Raw genomic sequence first — 21,010 nt, forward strand, 5'->3', positions numbered from 1 at the left:
CGGGGCTCAGCGCGGCGGCGGTACGGAGATCGCCAGCGTCATCTCCACCGGTTCCGGGCCGGTGTTGTGGTAGCCGTGCGGCGCCGCCGCCTCGAAGCTGGCGGTCGCGCCGGCGGGGATGTGGAACTCCGCGCCGTCCAGCACGAGAGTCAGCCGGCCCGTCTCGACCCTGATCAACTCCGCGGTGCCGACCGGGTGCGGGTCGGAGTCGTGGCCCTCGCCCGGCATCAGCCGCCAGGACCACAGCTCCAGTGGCCCGGGCGCCTCGGTGCCGATCAGCAGCGTGCCGTGGCTGCCCGCCGGCGTCTCCCACAGCCTGACCGCCTGTTCGGGCGGGACCATGCGGACGGCGGGCCCCTCAGCCTGGTCGACCAGTCCGGCGATGCTCACCCCGAGCGCGTCGCCGAGGCGGACCACCGTCCCGATGCTGGGATTGGTACGGGCCTGCTCGATCTGGATGATCATGCCGCGACTGACTCCGGAGCGGGCCGCCAGCGCGTCCAGGGAGTAGCCGCGCTCCTGGCGCAGGCGTTTGAGGTTGCGCGCCAGCGACTGCGCGACGTGTTCGAGATCCGGCACCGACCTACCGCCCCCTTGGTGGCGTTTCCCGGGCACGGCACCAGGGGCGACCGCACCGTTAAGTATTTTGAATGACTTAATGCAATATAGTGCACTACGCTGGACTGCACTACAACGTCCATCCCACTGTACTGCGAGGTAGTGCCGTGACAGCGGTTTTCGCCCTGGCCACCAGTCTGCTCTGGGGGCTCGCCGACTTCGGCGGCGGGCTGCTGACCCGCCGGTTCCCCGCCCTGACCGTGGTCGTGGTGTCGCAGACCGCCGCCGCCCTGGTGCTGGGCGGCATCGTGGTCGGCACCGGCGGATGGAGCGAAGCGGGGCCGCGGCTGTGGTTCGCGGTGGCCGCGGGAGTGGTCGGCCCCGCCGCGATGCTGTGCTTCTACCGGGCGCTGGCGCTCGGCCCGATGGGCGTGGTCTCACCGCTGGCCACGATCGGCGTGGTGGTGCCGGTGGGCGTCGGGCTGGCGCTCGGCGAGCGCCCTGGACCGCTGCGGATCGCGGGCATAGTGGTGGCCGTCGTCGGGGTGACGCTCGCCGGCGGCCCGGAGTTCCGCGGTGCGGCGGTGCGGCGGCAGGCGATCATGCTGACCCTGGTCGCGGCGATGGGTTTCGGCGCCGTGATGGCACTGATAGCCGCTGCCTCGGTCAATGTGACCGGCCTCTTCCTCGCGCTGTTCGTCCAGCGCCTGTGCAACGTCGTGGTCGGCGGCACGGCGCTGGCGGTCTCGGTGCGACGGGGTGCCCCGGCGCTTCCGGAGGGCGGAGCGGCACTGGTGCGGCGCAGTCTGCCCGCGCTGGTCTTCGTCGGACTCGCCGATGTGGCGGCCAACGGCTCGTACGCGCTGGCGGCACGGCATGGCTCGGTGGCCGTCGCCGCCGTGCTCGCCTCGCTGTACCCGGTGGTCACGGCGCTCGCCGCCCGGTTCGTGCTCAAGGAGCGGCTGCGCATGGTGCAGGCCGCGGGCGCCGGGCTCGCGCTCGCCGGGTCGGTGCTGCTGGCCGCCGGGTAGCGGCGGCCGAACGCTACTGCGCCTCCGGGTCCAGCCGCGCCAAGGCCAGCACCTGTTCAGGGGTCAGCCCCGGCGGTAGCGGCACCGGCGCGGGGGTGCGCAACGGCGGCTGCCAGCCCTGCTCGGCGTCCCAACGCCGTACGATCCGCGCGGGCGCCCCGGCCACCACCGAGTGGTCGGGCACCTCACCGCGTACCACCGAGCCCGCCGCGACCACCACGTTGCGGCCCAGACGGGCGCCCGGCAGGACCACCGCGCCCGCGCCCAGCCAGCTTCCCGTGCCGATCTCGACCGGCGCGGTGCGCGGCCACTGCTTGCCGATCGGCTGGCCGGGGTCGTCGTACGAGTGGTTGTCACTGGTCACGTACACGTACGGACCGCAGTACACCTCCCGCCCGAAGACCACCGGCTGGGAGGCCACCACATGGCTGCCGCGCCCCAGCACGACGCCGTCTCCGAGCCGCAGCACCGGATCCGGCCCGAACTCCATGCCCGGCACCATGCCAACGGTCAGGGTGACCTGCTCGCCGATGATGCAGTAGTCGCCCAACTCGATCCACCGCTCGCCGAAGATCGTCCCCTGTGGGTACGCCAGCCGCGTGCCGGGGCCGATCCGGCCGAAACGGAAAGGGCCGGGGCGCTCCGCACTGACCGCGGCGGTCTCCCGTATCCAGCGGGCACCGCGGTGTATCAAGCCAGAGGCGACGCGGCGGCGCCAGGCCGTCAGAGCCACCAGCGGCGGCAGGGATGAGAACACGTTGCTGTTCTTCGGCACTCGCACACAGTAGCGACCACGTGCGATCATCGCGGTACCGGGACAGGGACGGAGGAGTCTGCATGGAGCGGCGGGCGTTGGTCACCGGCGTGGCGGGACGCGAACCGGAGGTGGCCGCCGAGGCGTTCGTCGCGCCAACGGCCGTGGTACTGGGCGAGGTTCGACTGGCCGCGGGCTCCAGCGTCTGGTACCACACGGTGCTGCGCGGCGACTGTGAACGAATCACGATCGGCGCCGACAGCAACATCCAGGACAACTGCACCGTGCACGCCGACCCTGGCTACCCGGCGGTCGTCGGTGAGCGGGTCTCGGTCGGGCACAACGCGGTGCTCCACGGCTGCGTCATCGAGGACGACGTACTGGTGGGCATGGGCGCCACCGTCCTCAACGGGGCGCGTATAGGCGCCGGTTCGCTGGTCGCGGCAGCCGCCCTGGTGCCGCAGGGCCTACAGGTGCCGCCCGGTTCGCTGGTGGCCGGTGTCCCCGCCCGGGTCAAGCGCCGACTTACCGATGAGGAACGGGAGTTGGTGCGGGCCAACGCGGCGCACTACGTACAGCTGGCGGCGGCCCACCGCAAGGCGTTCGCCCCGCGGTGAGCCGCGCCGGTCACTCCCCGACCGGGGCGGACACCGGCTCCGCCGCCGTCTCCTGTCGCGCCGCGTGCGACTTGGCCCGGCGCCGCACCACCACGAACGAACCGATACCGATCAGCACCGCCGCCGCGAGCCCGAAGTACGAGAACTTCTTCAGCCACGCCTCGGCGACGACCCCGACGTAGTAGACCGCCGCCGTGGTGCCCCCGGCCCAGGCGATACCGCCGAGCAGGTTGGCGGTGAGGAACTTCCAGTACCGCATGTGCAGCATGCCCGCGATCGGACCGGCGAAGATGCGCAGCAGCGCGACGAACCGGCCGAAGAACACCGCCCACATGCCCCAGCGACGGAAGGACCGCTCCGCGGTGGCCAGATGCTCGGGGCCGAAGTGCTTGGGGAACTTCCGGCCGAGCCGTTCGAACAGTGCCCGGCCGCCCTTGCGCCCGATCGCGTAGCCGATGGAGTCGCCGACCACCGCGCCGGCGACCGCGCACACCCCGACGAACAGCGGGTCGACGGTACCGTGCGAGGCGAGCAACGCGGCGCTGACCAGCACGACCTCACCGGGCAGCGGAACGCCCAGGCTCTCCACCCCGATCACCCCGGCGACCATCAGATAGACCGCGATGGGCGGGATGGTCTGAAGCCACTCCGATACGTGCAACGCCGCTTCCCTCCGTTGACCCCCGTGACCGGCTGCCGGGCCGAAACCGTTGACGGGAAGCCTAAGCGAACGCCGGTGTGATGGGGAAACAGCGCCTTTACCGGGCGCACACCTCAGGCCGCGGGCGCGTCCCAGTCCTCCGGGATGCCGAAGGTGCGCACCATGCCCGTCCGGCCCTCGTCGGTGATCCGCACGACACGCCGGGCGTCACCCCGGCGGATCCAGCCCAGCGCGAACAGCCGCCCGGTCAGCGCCGCGCCGAGCGCGCCGGACAGGTGGTGGCGCTGCTCGCTCCAGTCCACGCAGTAGCGGATCGCGGGCCTGCGGCGCGGCAACTCGTCCGGGTCGACCCCGAACTCGGTGAGGATCCGCCGCCCGTGGCCGGTGAGTTCGTACGCCACGTCGCGTCCGTACGCCGAGGGCCGGTCGTGGTCCGCCGCATCCTCCCGGTACCGTCCGTCGCCGCCCGCGAGGACGCCGTTGGCCAGCAGGGCGTCCATCAACGCCACCCCGAGCCGTCCGGCGAGGTGGTCGTAACAGGTACGGCAGCGCCGCAGCTGCGCGGCGCGGGTGCCCTCGCGCAACGAGCGCACCGCCTTGGGCGGCGCGACCCTGGCGAGCGCCTCCAGTACGTCGGAGACCTCGGGACCGCTGAGCCGGTAGTAACGATGGCGGCCGTGGCACTCGACGGTCACCAGTCCGGCCTCCAGCAGCCTGGCCAGGTGGGCGCTGGTGGTCGAGGGACTGATCCCGGCCTCCGCGGCCAGCACGCTCGCGGGCAGTCGCCGCCCGTCACCGAGCGCCAGCAGCACCCGCACCCGGGAAGCATCACCGAACACGGCTGCCGCACTGGCCACATCAGCCTCGTGTTCCTGCGGGGCGGTGTCCATCTGCATGCCTCCAGCGTAGGCGGCACACATTTCGCCCCGCACCGAAGCGTGCCGGGAAGCCGGGCGTCCATGCTTCGCCGGCCGCCGAAGGGATTCGGCACGAGGGTGGACACATGGCCTCCACCGACCAACTCACCACCGCCTCCGACCAGTCGGCCCGCGCCGCACGGGCCGCACCCGGACGCTCCTGGCTGCCGCTGCTCGCGGTGTCCCTTGGCTTCTTCATGGTCATCCTCGATGTCACCGTGGTCACCGTGGCCGTCCCGGTCCTCGGCGGCGCGCTGCACACCAGTGCCTCGGCGCTGCAGTGGGTGGTGGACGGCTACACCCTGGTGTTCGCCTGCCTGCTGCTGCTGTGCGGCGCGATGGGCGACCGGTTCGGCCACCGCCGTGCCTTCCTCGCCGGGCTCGCGGTGTTCACGGTGGCCTCGGCGGCCTGCGGCGCGGCGACCACCGGCGGACAGCTGATCATGGCGCGCCTGCTCCAGGGCGCCGGCGCGGCGCTGATGGTTCCGGCGTCGCTGGCACTGCTACGGGCGGCCTATCCCGAACCGGCCGCCCGCGCAAGGGCGTTCGGGGTGTGGGGCGCGGTGTCCGGCCTCGGCGCTGCGGCGGGCCCGGTGATCGGCGGCCTGGCCGTGTGGGCGATCAGCTGGCGCGCGGTCTTCCTGGTCAACCTCCCCTTCGGAGTGCTGGCGACCGCGCTCACCGTGCGCTGCGTTCCGGCGCCGCGGCCGCACCGGGGCGCGCGGCTGCGGCTGCCCGCACAACTGCTGGGCGTCGCGGCGCTGGCCGCGCTGACCACGGCACTGAACGAGGGCGGCACTCGGGGTTGGACCGATCCGCTGATCGTGGGCTGCCTCGGCGGTGCCGTCGCGGCGGGCGCGGCCTGCGCTGTGCTGCTGCGCCGCCCGGTGGATGCCGCGGTTCGGTCGAGCCGGGCACAGCGGCGGGGTCTGGCCGGTGGCGCGACCGTCGGTCTGCTGCTGAACCTCGGCTTCTACGGGCTGCTGTTCCTCGCCACGCTCTACTTCCAACAGCAGCGCGGCTACGGCCCGTTGACCGCCGGGCTGGCGCTGCTGCCGATGTTCGTGGTGATGACCGTGTCGTCGTTCGCCTCCGGACGGCTGGGCGCCCGTACCGGACCGCGGGCCCCCATGGTGGTGGGTCTGCTGGCGGGCGCGGTGGGCCTGGCCGGTTGGCTGCTGGCCGCGCCGGACACCCCGTACCCGGTGCTGGTGGCGCCGATGGCCCTGGCGGGGCTGGGCACCTCCTTCGCCATGCCCGCCGCCACGACCGCCGTGATGGAGTCGGCGCCCAGCGAACGCGGCGGTACGGCCGCCGCGCTGCTCAACGCCGCCCGGCAACTCGGCAGCGCGCTCGGGGTGGCCCTCTTCGGCAGCCTGTCGGCGGCCCACCTGATCCCGGGGATCCATCTGTCGGCGCTGCTGGCGGCCACCGGGTTCGTGCTGGCCGCGGCCACGGCGGCGGTGACGGCGCCCGGCCGCCGCGCGTAGCGCCGTCAGCAGGTGGGCAGTCCGGGTACCGGCTGGTCGTTGGCGCCGCCCTTGAGGTAGACGTCGCTCACGTACACATTGGTGTTGCCGCTGTCGTCGTCGGTCCTCGCCCACCACGTGTTCGTCCACCGGCCGCTGGTCTCCCGGCGGCCCAGATCGGCCTGGCAGTAGAAGTAGTTGGTGCCCGCGTGCAGCGTGCCCACCCGCGCCCCGCCCTGGTTGTACGTCGCCGCGCCGTGCCAGGTCGTGCAGTTGTACCTGCCGGCACCGGCGGGCGTACACGGCGGGGGCGGTGGGCCGTCGCCCTTGTACGAACCCGGGGGCGTGGCCGACCCGGTGCCGTTGGTCGGACGGCCGTCCTCGTGCTTGCCGTGGCCCGGCTTGTGGGACGAGCCGGGTGGCTCCTCGCCCCGAACCCGGTGGCCGCCCTGTCCCGGCCGCGTCGTGCCGTCGGTCGAGGTGTCCAACGAGGGCGCGGCGGCGCCCTGTTGGGGAGCGGCGGCGGTGCCGTTGCCGCTGTCCCCGGAGGTGAGCGCGTAGGCGACGCCACCCGCGGCCAGTACGACGACGGCCGCTGCCGCGGCCAGCAGCGCCCGTCCGCGCCGCCGCTCCGTGGGCCGGCCGCCCTCCGGGCTCACCAGCGGTTCCGGCTGCCGCGTCAGTGGCGGTTGCGCCCGCGTGACCAGCGTTTCGGTTCCGGCCGCCACGGCCTGGAGCATCTCCCGGGCCTGCGCGGCGGAGGGGCGGACCGCCGGGTCCTTGTGCATCAGCGCCCGCAGCACGGGGGCCAGCGGACCGGCTCGGCGCGGCTCCGGCAACTCCTCGGTGACGATGGCGGTCAGCGTCGAGTACACGGAGGAGCGGCGGAACGGCGACGCGCCCTCCACGGCCGCGTACAACGTCATGCCCAGCGACCAGATGTCCGACGCCGGTCCCGGCTGCTGCCCCTGGGCCCGCTCCGGTGCCATGAAGTCCAGCGAGCCGACCAGTTCGCCGCCGCGGGTCAGTTTGGTGGCCGCCTCGTCGCCCGGCGCCTCCATGCTGGCGATGCCGAAGTCGGTGAGCACCACCCGGCCGCCGCGCTCCAGCAGCACGTTGCCGGGCTTGACGTCCCGGTGCAGCACCCCGGCCTGGTGCGCCGCGTCCAGCGCGTCCAGCACCTTGGCGCCGATGCCCGCCGCCTCCCGCGGGTCCATCGGGCCGCGCTCGCCCAGCACATCGTCAAGTGACGGTCCGTCGACCAGTTCCATAACGATGACCGGGCGGCCGTCCTGCTCGATCACGTCGTGCACGGTGATCACACCTGAGTGCCGGACGCGGGCGGCGGCCCGCGCCTCGCGCTGCATGCGTACCCGCAGATCGTCCAACTCCGGTGCGGAGGCGTCCGTGTAGGCCCGCAGTACCTTCACCGCGACCTCGCGGCCCAGCACCTCGTCCCTGGCACGGCAGACGACGCCCATGCCGCCCCGGCCGATCTCGCCGGTCACCCGGTAGCGACCGCCCAGCAGTGCGCCGGTGAGGTCACCACCCGTCTCCCCCGCCGTAGCCACGGATCCACCGTCCCCTCGCTCACCCGTCCCCTGGCGGGCAACAGCCTAGAGGAGGGGCACCATACGTCCGGCACTCCGACCGGGCCAATCGAAGACCGCCATCAGAATGAATGCGCACGAATCCCGGCATATGCCTTCTCCGTAGTGGTCACAGACACGGGCGTACGACACTCACCGCCACTGGCAAGTGGCGGACGTCCACAGCTCTGGAGGCATTCGTGTCCCGAACCCTGCCCCGTCTCGCCGCCACCGTCGGCGCCGCCGCCATGCTCGTGCTGGGCGCCGCCGGGCTCGCCAGCGCCCACAACCAGCACGACCACGACAACCAGCACGGCGACCACCACCACGCCTGGTCCAACGGGGCCTACTTGCACGACGCCGCCAAGTACTGGAACAAGGGCCTCGACTACGTCGACGACGAGCACGTGGCCGACGCCTACAAGAAGGGCGGTGCGGAGCTGGGCAACGGCGTGACCGGGCCGGGCAACTACTACGGCCCCGCCTCCTGACGACCGGCCGCCACGGCCCACGTTCCACCCCTGGCTCAGCAGCGGCCCCTCAGGGGCCGAGTGACCGGAAACAGCACGGCGAGGCCCCGCGCCCAGGTGAGAGCGCGGGGCCTCGCCGTGCTTCCACCGCCGGACTCAGTGGTGGTGCACCACGGTGGTGTGGTGCACCACCGTGTGGTGAACGACGGTGTGGTGGACGACCGGTTGGTGCACCACGACATGGTGGACGACCGTGCGGTGGTGGGTACCGCATCCGGTCGCGAGCAGGGCCGTGGCGGCCAGCACGGTGACGGACAGCGCGGTCTTCAGGCGGTACACGTTGCTCCTCGGAATCGTGAAACGGTGCCGTACATCCCTGAGGACGCACCGGCGACACGATCGTATCCCTGTCAGGAACACGCCCATCCGCCCCGGTCTGCGGGGCGCTACGGGTACGGCGCCGTGCGGCCACCTCGCCGGTGGGGGCGCCGCCTTCGCGGGTGAGCTGGCCGCCTGGCGCCCGCCTTCGGGGCGTAGCCCATGCCGATTCCGGAGCGAGTACGAAGGGCGTGATACTCGCTCAGCATGTTTTCAGGTAGGGGCTGTCCGGGATGTGGGCCTGCCATTCCTGCTTTGTCAGGCCGCCCGACTCGGTGCAGAGCTCTCGGATCAGCCGCGCAGGTGCCACGGTGTAGGTGAAGAACCGGCCGTCCTTGTCCACACCGGTCAACGTCGAGCCGTCCGGGCTGAACGTGAGCGCGAGGATCCCGTCGAAAGTGTCGTGATCGGGCGTCGTGAGCGGGATGCCCAGCTCGGACCCGGTGCGCCTGTCCCATACCTTGACCTGGTAGCCGGTGCCGGATTGGTGCACCGTGGCGAACAGCCGACCGTCGGGTGAGACGGCGGTGGCACTGTCCTGGCCGCTGAGCGGGGGCGATATGGTTCCGGTGCGCAGGTCATCATCGGCGGGCTGGAGCGTTCGGGTGTTCCAGAAGCGGATGTAGGGCCGGAATCCGCGGGGGAGTTCGTAGGCGGTCGTGCCGTCGTCGCTGAGAAAGCCGACCTGCATACTCGGGTCGCCCTTGGTGAGGATTCGGCCGGAGGGGAACGCGACCCTGCCGAAGTTCGGAGCGGCGATCAAGGACTTGCCGTCGGCTTGGAAGAACATGGCCATGCCGTTATCCGGGTAGCCGAGGTCGGCTCGGACCTGCCGGATCTGGTGCATGTTGGTCAGGTCCCAGAACGTGAGCACGTTGGTTCCGCTGACAGGCCCGATCTCCACGGCAAGTGATTTGTCGTCCGGTGAGAAGGCGAACGCGTCCAGAGCTCCGCTGCGTTGGCCTTCCTCGATGGCGGGCAGGCTGCCGAGTAGATGCCCTGTCCTGCCCGCCGTGTCCCAGACATAAATCCTGGTGCCATAGAGGGCAGCGAGTCGGCGCCCGTCGCGGCTCAGCTGAATGTCATCCACGGACGGCCCCGAGTCCCCCACGGGTAGGGGGGCGGTGGCACGTTTGGTCCGCGTCAGCGCGGACCAGAGTTCGATCCCGCCGTCTTTGGCGAGAGCGATGGTGCGCCGGTCGGCACTGACCACTGCCTGCCCGTAATTCTCGCTCGTCCCGGCGGGAGAGTCGGTGTACGCGCTGACGTCGAATGTCCGGACCGAGCCGTCGAGTCCCACACACCGGAGCTTTGAGACATCGGGCGTGAAGCGCATGTCCGCCAGGGGGGAACACTCGCTCTGGGTGATCGAATTGTGCATGACGGGCTGGGAAGCGCCCGATGTGAGGTCCCAGATGATGGCACCCTGCACGAGATACCGGCCATCACGGCTGAAGGCGACAGGATCGTCGGTGATTGTCGAGCCGCCTTTGAGTTCGGTGCCTGACCATCCCTTGGTGCGGTCGAAGATGCTGATCCTGCCGTCTTTGAGGGTCAGTGCCGCCGTTTTCCCGTCCGGGCCGAAGACCACGGGGCCCACGATGTCGTCGGCCTTGACGCCGGTGTAGGGGACGGGCACGGGCAGTTTCCTCCCCGTGCGCATGTCGATCCAGGTGAACGGATGTCCTTGCCCGCCGGGCACGGACAGCACACGTTCGTCCGGTGAGAAGGAGGAATCCATCAAGAGGAAGTCCGCCATGCTGGGGCCCACCCTCAAGTGGCGCGCGCTGTTGCGCGTGTCCCAGACATCCAGCGTTGACGAGTTGTCCGAGGCGACCGTTTCGACCATCAGGTAGCTGCCCAGAGGGCTGATCATCGTCCTTGGCCAGTACCCGTCCGCCAGCCTGGCGCTGTGAAAGGTGTGAGGGGTGCGGAGGCGGCCACTGACTGTATCCAGCACGCGGGTGTACCCGTCATCGGTGCTCACGGCCGCTGTCCTGCCGTCCTCGGAGAGGTCGACCTGATGGATCCTGGCCGGCGCGGTGTAGGCGGTGGTCCGCGTGCGGGTGCGGAGGTTCCAGACCTCCAGGCGGGTGCCCGCGCAGGCCACGAGGGTCTGCCCGGCGGCGTCGAGAGCCGATTGCGTCGGGACGAAGTCGGGAAGTCTCAGCGCGTCGGTCTCCCACTGGTTGCGTGCGGCCAGCAGGGCTGACCATGACTCGGGTGTTGCGGCGAGGCGGGCCGAAGCCACCGCCAGTCGGCGGGCGAGTTGGGGATCGGAGAGGTTGACTGACTGGGCGACTCCGGCCACCTGGGCGGAGGCTGCACGGTCACGCTGTCCGATGACGGTCTGCCGCTGGTCCCATGCGACAACGGTGGCGATCAGGGCGAGAACCAGCATTCCGGCGAGCGTGACGTTGATGCGTTTGGTGCGGCGCAACGCTGATTGCTGACGCTGTCGGCTGGCTTCCAGGAACTCGGCGATATCGGCCGGGAGAGTGCGTTGGCCTGCCCATTTCTCTCCTTCGGTGAGGAGGGAGCCGTCCAGCAGGTCACCGGGCAGGCCGCTGTGTGCGTGGCGGGACTGCTGTTCGCTGGCGCGTAGGAACCAGACCTGGAACTGGTGGTCCTGGGCGACCCAGTCACGCAGGTCGGCCCAGCCACGGATGAGAGCGTCGTGGATGAGCTCCGCTGCCGGTTCACCAGAGGGCGCGCCCGCAGGTGTGGTGCTGGTGATGACGATGCGGTAGCGGGTCAGGGCTGCCAGCACGGCGTCGAAGGCGGCATCGGCGGCATGGCCCGTGAGTCCGTGGTCGGTCGCCAGGGCTCGCAGGCGAGTGAGAGGGACGGGCCGGCGGGTGGCGGGGACGCCGTTGGCTTCGTCGGCCGGTTGGACCAGTCCGGTGAGGATCCGTTGCGCGATGGGGCGCTGCTCGGTGGGCAGTTGGCTGAGGGCTCGGTTGCACCAGGCCGTCAGACTGCCGGTGACCTTGCCGATCCTCTCGTATGCCGCATGGGTGAGACGGCCGTCGTCACGACGACGGCGTACCCATAGTTCGCGCAGGGCCAGCTCCAGCGGCGGGAGCAGGGTGACCGGCGCTTGCCGGGTCACTGGGTCGACAGCCAGGACGTCGTCGACGATCCGGTCTGCCAGGTTGGCCTCTAGGGGCAGGCCCACGGCCGCGGCGGGTCGGGTGATCATCGCTTTCAGGTCTGAACGGCTCAACGTCGCGGGGATGTTGCACAGCCCGGGAAGGACGCAGTTCATCAAGTCGGGGGCGAGGGCATCGAGTGGCGCGTAGAAGTCGTTGCGCATCACCAGGAGCACGGTGACGGCGGCGTGGGAACCACCCAGTTCCACGAGCTGGTGTACGGCCCGCAGGCGCTTGTCGTCGGCGCGTTGACGCGATGTGGGAACCGGCTGGGTGACGAGTTCCTCGAACTGGTCGATGACCAGCAGCAGATGATCGTGGTCCGGCTCGGCAGCCAGGCGGGCTTCGGCTGCCGCCAACAGGCCGTCGGTGGCCGCGCCGGGCAGGCCCGCGCCCTCCAGCTCCAGGAGAAGGTCCTGTCCAGGGCGGGCGGACAGGGCCAGCCAACGGTCGCTGCCTGGTATCGCTCCCCCGGCCAGGGCGGGCAGCAAGCCCGCGTTGATCAGCGACGTCTTCCCGGCCCCGGACGGGCCGAGCAGCATCAGCATTCGCCTGTCCCCGCCCAACGCCGCCAACACCCGCTCCACAGCGTCCTGGCGGCCATGGAACCAGTCGGCGTGCCGGGTCGTGAACGGCTCCAGCCCCAGATACGGGCACGCGTGGTGTTCGGCGAGCTGGGGTCGGATCTCCCGCAGCACCTCGGCCGGGGTGGCGTAGGCGATGCCCAGCCCTTTCCCATGGGCATCGGGGGTGGCGATGGAGGTGACCATGCCGATCACCAGGCCGGTGATTTCATCCACCACCGGCCCACCGCTGAACCCGGTCGTCAAGTCGTTGGCCTTCGACAGCTGAAGCAGCCGCCCCGCACCACTGCCCCCGGGAATGAGACCGGCGACTTCGCCGTACCCGAAATGGCCGCCCCGTGGCGCCTGGGCCGGAAACCCGAACGAGAAGACGCCGTGCCCCCGGCATCCCGCACTCGTCCCCACGGCCATGCCCCGCGCCTGCGCCGGAACAGAGACCAGGCGGACAACAGCGATGTCCTCTGCCTCCGGTGCCCGCCACTGCTCGGCAACCACCTCGGCCAGCACGCGTGGCGCGTTCGGCAGGTGAGGGAAAAGCACTTCCACACGGCCACCCGGAATCTGCCCGGCGGCGTGCACTACGTGCGCGCAGGTGAAGCCGGTACCCTCCCCGGCCAGGAATCCCGCCCCGGCAACAGCGCCCTCCGGCGCGAGCACTTGGAAGACCGACAGGGACACCGTCGGCTCACCCACACCGGTAGGGCCGCTCTCACCGTCCCGTAAGCCCGCAGCCGATTCGCCGCCAGGGCCTGACGCAGCCGCGTCCTCCACGGACACCTGGTCACTCCTCGCGTTCTTCACGAGGCGTCATGTCCAGGCTCCCCACTCTCCCACACCACACGGACCTTCAGGTGGACGGCAGCCTCGCCAGCAGTGATGAAGGCTCCGGACTTCGCCGACAGGTTCAACCCGAACTCCACCTCCACCTGCCGCGAACCAGCCTCTCGCAGCTCGCCAAGAACCGCCCGCGTCATCTCGCGCATCGAAACCAGCGATTCCTGCAAGGTCCGGGGCAGTTCCCGTACCGCGTCACCGACCCGACCGGCCTTCACCGGCCCATCGAACCCCGGTGCGTCCTCCACCTCCTCCAGCAGGATCGCCCCACCGCCTTCGAGCGGTATCCGCACAAGACTCGGCATCGGTCCCCCTTTGGATATCCCACTTGGATATCCCACGCCTCTGAGCTATCAAACTGGAAAACAGTCCCATGGAACCCGAGGTTCGCTCCCTCCCCGGAAACCGTCACATGCGGAGCAGACGGCTCCACAGCAGCCCGCGAGCGGGGGTGTTACCACCCGACCGACCGCTCACCGCGCTAGCAGCGTGATCACCCTCGGCGCGGGCGCGCGGGTTCTTGCCGGGCATCGGCTGCGACGGGGGCGGAAACCGAGGCAGGGTTCGGCTGTGGCTTCGGTCGCCGGGTGCGCGGGGTGATGTGGCCCAGATGCTGAAGCCGCCAGACGAGCGAGCGCCACACGGGCCGCTTGAACTCACAACTCAGGTCGGGGGTACGGGAGTTAGCCGACCGCGCCAGCACACGTGTGTTATCCGCCCTGGCAGTGTTCGTCTCCCGACGCACCGGCCGCACACACTGCTACGGCTGCCGCTGCCTGCGGCGGTCACAGTGCCGTATGCGCGAAGTCGGCAGCGCCGCACTCGCCACACACCCCAGGCGTGTGGGCGCACGGTGAGTTCGCAAATCTGAGGCGAAGCGTCGGCTTCGGCGCCTTCGCGTAGGGCTCGGGGGCATCCGACGCTCGGACACCCCCTCGCCGTTGCCGCCCGAAAGCCTGGAGCCCGCGATCCTCTCGGCCTCGCTACCTCAACTCAGCTGTTGGGACGGAGAGTCCACACCACCGTCATCTCTCCCGTGACCGCTTCGTCCTCGCGCTGGATGGCGATGCTCACCGGGAACTCCGGGCGCTGGCCCGCGTCGAGTTCCGCGATGACCTCGGCGATCGGGCGTCCCAGCGTGGCCGTGGCCGTGACCGGCCCCATGGCGAGCTTCTTGTAGCCGATCTCGGCCCGCACCGCCAGCGGAACGGCGCGCGAGAGCTGGTCTCCGAAAGCCGCGAGGACGATGGCGCCGCTGGCGGACTCAGCCAACGTGAACATGGCGCCCGCATGCGGCCCAGCGATGTGGTTGTGGTACTCCGGCTGGTCGGGGAGCCGGAGCACGGCACGTTCCGGAGTCACTTCCAGGAACTCCAGGTTCAGGGTGCGCACCATCGGCACCGTGGCGGCGAGCATCTCGCCAATCGACGTGTTCTCAACGGTCATGGCCGCAATGTTACCCATCAGTAGCATCACTGGCCATACCTGTTCGCGGCACGCGGCCAGCCCCCATGGAACCCTCGGGTTCGAACGTGGGAGCCGCGAGTCCCGGGTTAAGGGTGCAGAGCACGGGAACGGCGACGCTCAGCATGTCGCCGCTTCGACAGGGCCTCAGACGCGGCCGGACGCTACCGGCCGGTAGCGCCGCCCGACCGTGCCCTGCGCCACAGCCTCCAACGCCCCCGATTCGCGCTCCCCCGGCGCACGGTGGCGCGAAACCGGGCCTGGCATGGCTCACGGTCGACCCGACCCGTATCGTTGCTGGCCATGTGGCCTGGACAACAGCAGCCCGGCGGACAGCCGGATCCGCAGGGAGCACCCGCCGACGCCCGTCCCGGTGGGCAGCAGCCCGGTCATGGACAAGCGGGCGCCTTCGGGCCTCCGAGCGGCTTCGGACCCCCGCCTGGCGAAGGCTTCGGCCAGCCCCCGGCGTTCAGCCAGCCCACCGCCCCGGGGTCCGGCCAGCCTCCGTACCCTCCGCCGCAGGCGTTCGGGTACGAGCAACAGCCGCCCGGCTTCGGGCAGGTGCCGCCGCAGTGGCAGCAGCCCGGGCCGCCGACCCTTCCGCCGCAGCCGCCCAACCGGCGGCGCACCACGATCGGCATAGCGATCGCCGCCGCGGTCGTGCTGATCGCCGCGGGCGTGGGCGTCGCCATGGGGCTGCGCGACGGCGGAGGCGATACGACGACGAACGCGGCCTCGCCCACGCCGTCCGCCGCAGTCAGCGCAGCGCCCTCGAACGCGGCGCCCAGCGCGCCGCCGGAGGCGGGACCGCGCGGCGACGGCTCCAACGTCCAGCCGGTGGTACCGGGTTGGCAGGTCGTGGTGCGGGCCGACCGCAAGGTCGCCTTCGACGTGCCGCAGGGCTGGACGGTGAAGCAGCAGGACGTGCTCATCGGCTTCGAGGACGAGAAGGGCAATCCGGCGGTCGGCATGGGCGCCCCCGCCATCTACAAGGAGAACTACTGCGGCGGCAACACCAACGCGGCCGCCGCGGGCACCAAGGGAGCCGAGGGCGCCAAGAGCGTGCAGGACGCGGCCGAGAACCAGGCCCAGGCCTGGGCGTACTACGGCTTCAACGACATGAAGAGCAAGCAGAAGGGCACCCTGAAGTCCACTTCTGCCACACCGTTCTCCAACTCGCACGGCATCAACGGCTACCTGGCCTCCGCCACGGAGACCAACGTCCCCAAGACCAACCAGTGCGCCACCGACGGCGCTGCCTACGCCATCGCCTGGGTCGGCCACAACAGTCAGCTCACGGTGTTCGTGCTGTACACCAGCACCGGTGTGCCCTCAGAGGTCCCTTCGCAGACCATCAAGACGATCGAGGGCAGCATCCGGCAGATCCCGTGAGGCGGAGGCTCATCCCAGGCTGAAGGCGCCGTCCGGTGGGCGCGGCGAGGGCACCGCGTCGGTGTCCCCCACCGGACGCGCGTCGCCCGCCAACTCCCTTAGCGCGGCACCGTGTTCGACCCTGGCGGGGAAGACGTCGGCGGCCACCCGTCGTGCGAGGTACGGGATCGGCAGATCCCGCGCGCCCGCCACCAGTACGGCGTTGCCGAACCGCCGCCCGCGCAGCACCGAGGGTTCGGCCACCAGGCATGTCTGCGGGAAGACCGCCGCCGCGGTGGCGATCTGCGACCGTAGGAAGTCGAACGGCGCCCCGTCGGCGAGGTTGGCCAGATACAGTCCGTCCGGCCGCAGCACCCGGGCCGCGGCGCGTACGTACTCCACCGACGTCAGGTGCGCCGGCACCCGCGAGCCGCCGAACACATCGGCCACCAGCACGTCCACCGACCCGCCCGGAGCCTGCTCCAGCCAGCCGCGGGCGTCGCGGGTGTGCACCTCGATACCGGAATCCGCCGCCAACGGCAGGACGTCCGCGACGAGTTGGACGAGGCGGCGGTCGGCCTCCACGACCTGTTGCCGGGAGCCCGGCCGGGTCGCGGCCACGTACCGCGGCAGCGTCAACGCGCCGCCGCCCAGATGCACCACATCCAGCGCACGCCCCGGCGCCGCGGCGGCGTCCAGCGCGTGACCGAGCCGCCGGACGTACTCGAACTCCAGGTACTCCGGGTCGTCCAGGTCGACATACGACTGCGGTGCGCCGTCCACCGTGAGCAGCCACGCCCGTGGTCGGTCCACATCCGGCAGCAGCCGGGCGGCGCCGAAGTCCACCTGCCGGTACACCGGTGCCCGCTCGTCCTCGTCCATCACACCATTGTCGCCGGTCCGGCGACCCTCTTACTCAGCCGTCGATACGGCCCGGCCAGTCCGCGTAGCGGATCCGCGAGATCTCCAGGACGTCGCCGAGCGTCCCCCACTCGTCCTTGCCGAGCCGGCTGAGCGGGCGCATCTCCCGCACCTCGGGGTGCCTGTCGCTGAGCACCGCCTCCGAGACCGCGGCGTGCACCACGCGTCCGAACACCACGGTGGAGTCACCGAACCGCAGCGTGCTGTGCAGCTCGCACTCCAGCGCAACCGGAGACGCGGCGACCCGCGGCGGCTTCACCCGCACACTGGGCTCACGCGCCACACCGACCTCATCAAACTCACTGATCCCACGAGGAAAGTCCGTCGCGGTCGCGTTGATCTGCTCAAACATCTGCTCCGGAGCGAAGTTCACCACGAACTCCCCCGTCTCCTCGACGTTGCGCAGCGAGTCCTTCCGCCCCACCGAGGTGAACTGCACGATGGGCGGCTGCACACTGGCGATCGTGTAGAACGAGTGCGGGGCAAGGTTTGCAGAACCACTGTCGCCCGAGATCGTCGAGATCCAAGCGATGGGACGAGGTACCACGACCGCGGTCAGCAGCCGGTAGACGGACTGGCGGTCCATGGTCTCGGGATCAAAGTCGATGCGCATGGCGCCCAGTATCCAGGACGAAGCCCTGCACCCTACACATACATCGACGGTCGACCCCAATCGCGATGTTCGCCGGAAAGTGCCTGGTATCGGAAGGTCACAAGCATCCGGAGCCAGCACTCGTGATACCCGCAGCGCCACCGTCCGTCTGGGAGGACTTCGAGGTCCCCGCGCACGCCCGCGGAGGCCAGGTCACCCTCAACCTGTACGACCACCTCGCCGCCTACGCCCCTAAGCGCCCAGGCGCCTACCTGCGCATCTCCTCTGACCGCTTCGGCCTGGAGGCGGGTGTCGACCGACAACTGGAGGACGCTCACGACACCAGGAAACGCCTGGCCTGGGGCTCCTTCACGAAGGTCTACAAGGAGAACGACACCTCGGCCTTCAAGAAGAAGAAGGTCATCCGGCCGGACGGTTCGATCGACTGGGTCGTCCTGCGGCCCGAGTTCCGCCAGCTCCTGGCGGACCTGGCCAGCGGCGTGATCGACGGCGTCGTCTTCTATGACCTGGACCGGCTGGTACGCCAGCCCCGGGACCTGGAAGACCTCATCGACATCGTCGAGTACGTCAAGAAGCCGGTCATCGGTGCGACCGGCGGCCGGATGAACCTGATCAACGACAGCGACCGGCACATGGCGCGGATGATGTGCGTGATGGCGCTGAAGTCCTCCGAGGACACGGCGCGCCGCGTCGCCCGCCAGCACCTCGCCGCCGCACAGGACGGCCAGGCCCAAGGCCGCACCGCCTTCGGCTGGATCCGAAAGGGCCCGGACAAGGGCAAGATCATCCAGGACGAGGCCGACGTCGTCACGCGCATCTTCCAGGATTACCTGTCGGGCGAGTCGGCCTACAGCATCGCCAAACACTTCAACGAGGAAGGCATCGAGGCGCCTTCGGCGAAGCTGTGGTCCTCCACGATGGTCACCAAGATGCTCCGCAACCCCCGCTACGCGGGGATGGTCTCCTACGCGGGACGGCACCGCGTCCAGTCCGCGGGCACGCAGGACGGCTGGTCGCTAGTCCTCTTCGACGACGACGGTCGCCCGCTGCTCGGTTCGTGGGAGTCGATCGTCACGCCAAAGGTGTGGGCGCAAGTCCAGTTCGAAATGCAACTGCGCCGTCAAAAGATGGGCATCCAGCCAGGAGAGCCTGGTACCTCGCGCATCACAGCCAACAAGCACCTGCTCTCGGGGATCCTGCGGTGCAATAAGTGCATGCGAGGTCTGGTTGGCCACTCGGCGCGCAAGCGTAAGAACGGCAGCCGGGTCTTCACCTACGTCTGTCCTCCGTCTCCACGAGGTGGGTGCGGCGGCACCTACGTCGCTGGGAAGACTGCGGAGGCAGCAGTAGTGGAGGCAATGGAAGTGTTTCTGCTCAACCTGCTGACGTCTTGTGAAGGTGACCAACCAGACGCCCCTGCGAAGCTCACCGCTCTCGTGGCCCAACTCGACCAGAACCTGGCACGCAAGCAAGACCTCATCAATCGCTGGTCCGCAGGCACCTTGGACCAAGTGGGTCTGACGGAAGAGGATTACTTCGCAATGCTCGCCAACCTCAACCGGAAAATCCAAAATCTTCGCGAGACCATAGCCGTACTGGAAGGCGCCCCCGCCCCGAAGTTCGCGGCTGACGAACTCATCATCAACTGGCGGACAGGCACCATCCGCCAACGCCGGGCGATCCTCAAGCGCTACCTCCACCACATCGTGGTAAAGCCGGCAGCCAAGCCCAACGGGTTCATACGAACGTCGAGCGTGAAGGAACGACTGGTCCCCAACTGGAAGATGCCGGAAGAGATCGGGCGGTAAACGCAGGGGTCCCGGCCCTCAGCGGCCGGGACCACTGCCCTCAAGTCCCCATGTATCCGAGGAGGTAACGGAGCCTGGTTGCTTCCTCGTGGCCCAGCATGGGGCTTCCTTGCAGGAAACGCTTAAGCCAGTCGCCCTCACTGCTGTGCGGCCCTCGCCGCGAGTTCACTTCACCGCAGCTAGTGGAGACACTTGCCAGAGGGACTGATGATTCCTGACGAACCGAAGGTTGGCGCTTCTCGCCCCTTGAGGCAACACGATCCATCAACTAACCAACTCTCGAACACAACGAAGTAGCGTACTATCCCCTTGCCAACCGGCCGAGTGACGCCGACCGCAAAGACCGCGGTTAGCCAAGGGATTCAACTGATAGGCAGCTATTGAGGCAGCACTCGCGGTGCACCTCATGGGTCAGCGCATCGACCTCGTGCGCTATCGCCTCTTCACTGACGGCCTGTTGAGCCTGCTGTTGGTGGAGTCCGCAGCGGGTTCCTCCGAGTCGGGGCGAGGAGCAGTGCGGCAGGAGTCGGCCGACCGCGGCTTGTCGTCAGCTTGTGGTGGCGGCCCGAAGCCGGTGCAGACGATCCTCGATGAGGCCCCGGAGTCGTTGCGGGACCTGTACGGGGAGCTGTACAAGTCGCTGACTACGTCGGGGGATGTGGAGGCGGAGGCGAAGCTGCACTATGTCGCGTTCCGGCGGATGGTGAACGTCGCATGCGTATTGCTTCGGCCGGCCAGCCATTCACTGGTCGTCTACCTGAAGGTGGATCCGGACACGGTGGTGTTGGAGGAGGGCTTCACGCGCAGCGTCCGTGGCAAGGGCCATCTGGGGACGGGCGATCTTGAGGTGCGGATCAGATGCGCTGCCGACTTGGAGAAGGCGCAGCCGCTGCTGCGGCATGCTTACGAGGCGGCGTGACGAAGTAGCTCCGGGCGGCTGCTGGACCACAACGGTCGAGCAGCCGCCCTTTTTCGTACCTGTACTCCGTCGGGGCGTCTGGTTCTCACTCTTCCGGTCCTGCCAGTACGAAGTCGTCCTGCGTCAGCTCCCTGTGCAGGCGCTGCTCGGCGATCTGGGCGTAGTGGTCGGACAGTTCGATGCCGACGAACTTCCTTCCTTCGCGGAGGGCGGCGACTCCGGTGGTTCCACTGCCGGTGAAGGGGTCGAGGACTGTTCCGCCGGGCCGGCAGATCTGGACGAGCTGCTGCATGACCTCCATGGGCTTTTGGGTGATGTGGACACGATTCTTGCGGGGCTGGGAGGCGATGAAGTGGCCCGGCAGGTACAGGTCCCTCATCGGCAGGTTCCCCTTGACGCCCCACAGGATGTACTCGCAGTCCTGTTTGAAGCCGCCCTTGCGGGGTCGGGATGCCGGCTTGATCCAGGCCATCTGCCCGTGCCAGGTCCAACCGGCCATCTGCAGTGCGTCGGAGGTGGCCGGGCCCTGGCGCCAGTCGGTGAACACCAAGGCCACACCGCCCTCGCGTGTGGCGCGGTAGGACTCGGTCAGCAGCTCGGTGAGCCAGCGAGTGTAGGAGCGCTGGTCCCGGTTCTCCCCGGGGAAGTTGGCGAGGTCGTGGGTGGCGTCGCCGGAGGTGTACTTAGCTCGGGCGGTGCGGGCGGTGCGCTCGGAGCTTGTGCGTCCGCCGCTGTTGTAGGGCGGGTCGGTGATAACCGCGTCGACGCTGTCGTTCGCGATCGTCGACAGCACGGACAGAGCGTCGCCTCGGTGCAGGGTGAACGTCATTCGGGAGGCTCTCCCTTTCGGGGAATCGGGTGCAGCGCACGCCAAGCGGCGACTTGCGCGGCCGATTGGTG

General features: G+C 69.7%; 19 protein-coding genes. 7 read left to right on the forward strand and 12 right to left on the reverse strand.

Translation table 11 applies throughout. The annotated features are described in order from the left end of the window. Positions 1-6: 6 nt before the first annotated feature. On the reverse strand, positions 7-579 hold the full coding sequence (locus P3G67_RS22065) for a helix-turn-helix domain-containing protein (protein ID WP_276095004.1): 573 nt from the start codon (positions 577-579) through the stop codon (positions 7-9). Positions 580-725: 146 nt separating this feature from the next. On the opposite strand from P3G67_RS22065, the gene P3G67_RS22070 reads away from it, so the two are divergent. Continuing rightward, complete coding sequence (locus tag P3G67_RS22070; protein ID WP_276095005.1) at positions 726-1,589, forward strand: EamA family transporter; 864 nt, start codon at positions 726-728, stop codon at positions 1,587-1,589. Between the two features lie 13 nt (positions 1,590-1,602). On the opposite strand, the gene P3G67_RS22075 is transcribed toward P3G67_RS22070, so the two are convergent. Then, positions 1,603-2,364, reverse strand: coding sequence for an acyltransferase (locus tag P3G67_RS22075; RefSeq protein ID WP_276095006.1), 762 nt, complete (start codon positions 2,362-2,364; stop codon positions 1,603-1,605). Positions 2,365-2,426: 62 nt separating this feature from the next. Here P3G67_RS22075 and P3G67_RS22080 point away from each other — a divergent pair, with 62 nt between their 5' ends. Beyond that, positions 2,427-2,960 (forward strand): gamma carbonic anhydrase family protein, encoded by a 534-nt coding sequence (locus P3G67_RS22080; RefSeq protein ID WP_269857255.1) that lies wholly within the window; start codon positions 2,427-2,429, stop codon positions 2,958-2,960. 10 nt (positions 2,961-2,970) lie between these two features. Here the strand turns inward: P3G67_RS22080 and P3G67_RS22085 are convergent, their stop codons facing one another. Both P3G67_RS22085 and P3G67_RS22090 read right to left on the reverse strand, forming a co-directional pair. Continuing rightward, entirely contained in the window at positions 2,971-3,621 is a 651-nt protein-coding gene (locus P3G67_RS22085) for a DedA family protein (RefSeq protein ID WP_276095007.1), read from the reverse strand. 113 nt (positions 3,622-3,734) lie between these two features. Continuing rightward, positions 3,735-4,517, reverse strand: a complete 783-nt coding sequence (locus P3G67_RS22090; protein ID WP_276095008.1) for an ArsR/SmtB family transcription factor — start codon at positions 4,515-4,517, stop codon at positions 3,735-3,737. A gap of 107 nt (positions 4,518-4,624) precedes the next feature. Here P3G67_RS22090 and P3G67_RS22095 point away from each other — a divergent pair, with 107 nt between their 5' ends. After that, positions 4,625-6,028, forward strand: a complete 1,404-nt coding sequence (locus P3G67_RS22095; protein ID WP_276095009.1) for an MFS transporter — start codon at positions 4,625-4,627, stop codon at positions 6,026-6,028. A gap of 5 nt (positions 6,029-6,033) precedes the next feature. Here the strand turns inward: P3G67_RS22095 and P3G67_RS22100 are convergent, their stop codons facing one another. Continuing rightward, the gene (locus tag P3G67_RS22100) at positions 6,034-7,578 is read right to left on the reverse strand and encodes a serine/threonine-protein kinase (RefSeq protein ID WP_276095010.1); all 1,545 of its coding nucleotides are present in this window, start codon (positions 7,576-7,578) and stop codon (positions 6,034-6,036) included. Between the two features lie 218 nt (positions 7,579-7,796). Between P3G67_RS22100 and P3G67_RS22105 the strand changes: the two genes are divergently transcribed. Continuing rightward, entirely contained in the window at positions 7,797-8,087 is a 291-nt protein-coding gene (locus P3G67_RS22105; RefSeq protein WP_269857250.1) for a hypothetical protein, read from the forward strand. 135 nt (positions 8,088-8,222) lie between these two features. On the opposite strand, the gene P3G67_RS22110 is transcribed toward P3G67_RS22105, so the two are convergent. The 4 genes from P3G67_RS22110 to P3G67_RS22125 form a co-directional block, all read right to left on the reverse strand. Next, positions 8,223-8,405, reverse strand: coding sequence for a hypothetical protein (locus P3G67_RS22110; protein ID WP_269857249.1), 183 nt, complete (start codon positions 8,403-8,405; stop codon positions 8,223-8,225). A gap of 241 nt (positions 8,406-8,646) precedes the next feature. Next, positions 8,647-12,873, reverse strand: a complete 4,227-nt coding sequence (locus P3G67_RS22115) for an nSTAND1 domain-containing NTPase (RefSeq protein ID WP_276095011.1) — start codon at positions 12,871-12,873, stop codon at positions 8,647-8,649. A 104-nt stretch (positions 12,874-12,977) separates the two neighbouring features. Further along, entirely contained in the window at positions 12,978-13,319 is a 342-nt protein-coding gene (locus P3G67_RS22120) for a CU044_2847 family protein (RefSeq protein ID WP_276095012.1), read from the reverse strand. A 688-nt stretch (positions 13,320-14,007) separates the two neighbouring features. Beyond that, positions 14,008-14,460: a DUF4442 domain-containing protein gene (locus P3G67_RS22125; protein WP_269857247.1), complete on the reverse strand. Its 453-nt coding sequence runs from the start codon at positions 14,458-14,460 to the stop codon at positions 14,008-14,010. A 321-nt stretch (positions 14,461-14,781) separates the two neighbouring features. Between P3G67_RS22125 and P3G67_RS22130 the strand changes: the two genes are divergently transcribed. Next, positions 14,782-15,870, forward strand: coding sequence for a hypothetical protein (locus P3G67_RS22130; protein ID WP_276095013.1), 1,089 nt, complete (start codon positions 14,782-14,784; stop codon positions 15,868-15,870). Between the two features lie 9 nt (positions 15,871-15,879). On the opposite strand, the gene P3G67_RS22135 is transcribed toward P3G67_RS22130, so the two are convergent. Beyond that, positions 15,880-16,731 (reverse strand): spermidine synthase, encoded by an 852-nt coding sequence (locus P3G67_RS22135; RefSeq protein WP_276095014.1) that lies wholly within the window; start codon positions 16,729-16,731, stop codon positions 15,880-15,882. A 34-nt stretch (positions 16,732-16,765) separates the two neighbouring features. Further along, on the reverse strand, positions 16,766-17,383 hold the full coding sequence (locus P3G67_RS22140) for a flavin reductase family protein (protein WP_276095015.1): 618 nt from the start codon (positions 17,381-17,383) through the stop codon (positions 16,766-16,768). A gap of 65 nt (positions 17,384-17,448) precedes the next feature. On the opposite strand from P3G67_RS22140, the gene P3G67_RS22145 reads away from it, so the two are divergent. Together P3G67_RS22145 and P3G67_RS22150 are read left to right on the forward strand one after the other, a co-directional pair. Then, a complete protein-coding gene (locus P3G67_RS22145) occupies positions 17,449-19,191 on the forward strand; it encodes a recombinase family protein (RefSeq protein WP_276095016.1) in 1,743 nt (580 codons plus the stop codon). A 406-nt stretch (positions 19,192-19,597) separates the two neighbouring features. Beyond that, positions 19,598-20,110: a DUF5655 domain-containing protein gene (locus P3G67_RS22150; protein ID WP_276095017.1), complete on the forward strand. Its 513-nt coding sequence runs from the start codon at positions 19,598-19,600 to the stop codon at positions 20,108-20,110. 85 nt (positions 20,111-20,195) lie between these two features. Here P3G67_RS22150 and P3G67_RS22155 read toward each other — a convergent pair whose 3' ends face one another. After that, positions 20,196-20,939 carry a DNA-methyltransferase gene (locus P3G67_RS22155; protein WP_276095018.1) on the reverse strand — a complete coding sequence of 248 codons (744 nt, stop codon included), beginning with the start codon at positions 20,937-20,939 and terminating at the stop codon, positions 20,196-20,198. Positions 20,940-21,010 lie beyond the last annotated feature (71 nt).

It is taken from the genome of Streptomyces silvisoli (assembly GCF_029269905.1).
Classification (GTDB): Bacteria; Actinomycetota; Actinomycetes; order Streptomycetales; family Streptomycetaceae; genus Streptantibioticus_A; species Streptantibioticus_A silvisoli_A.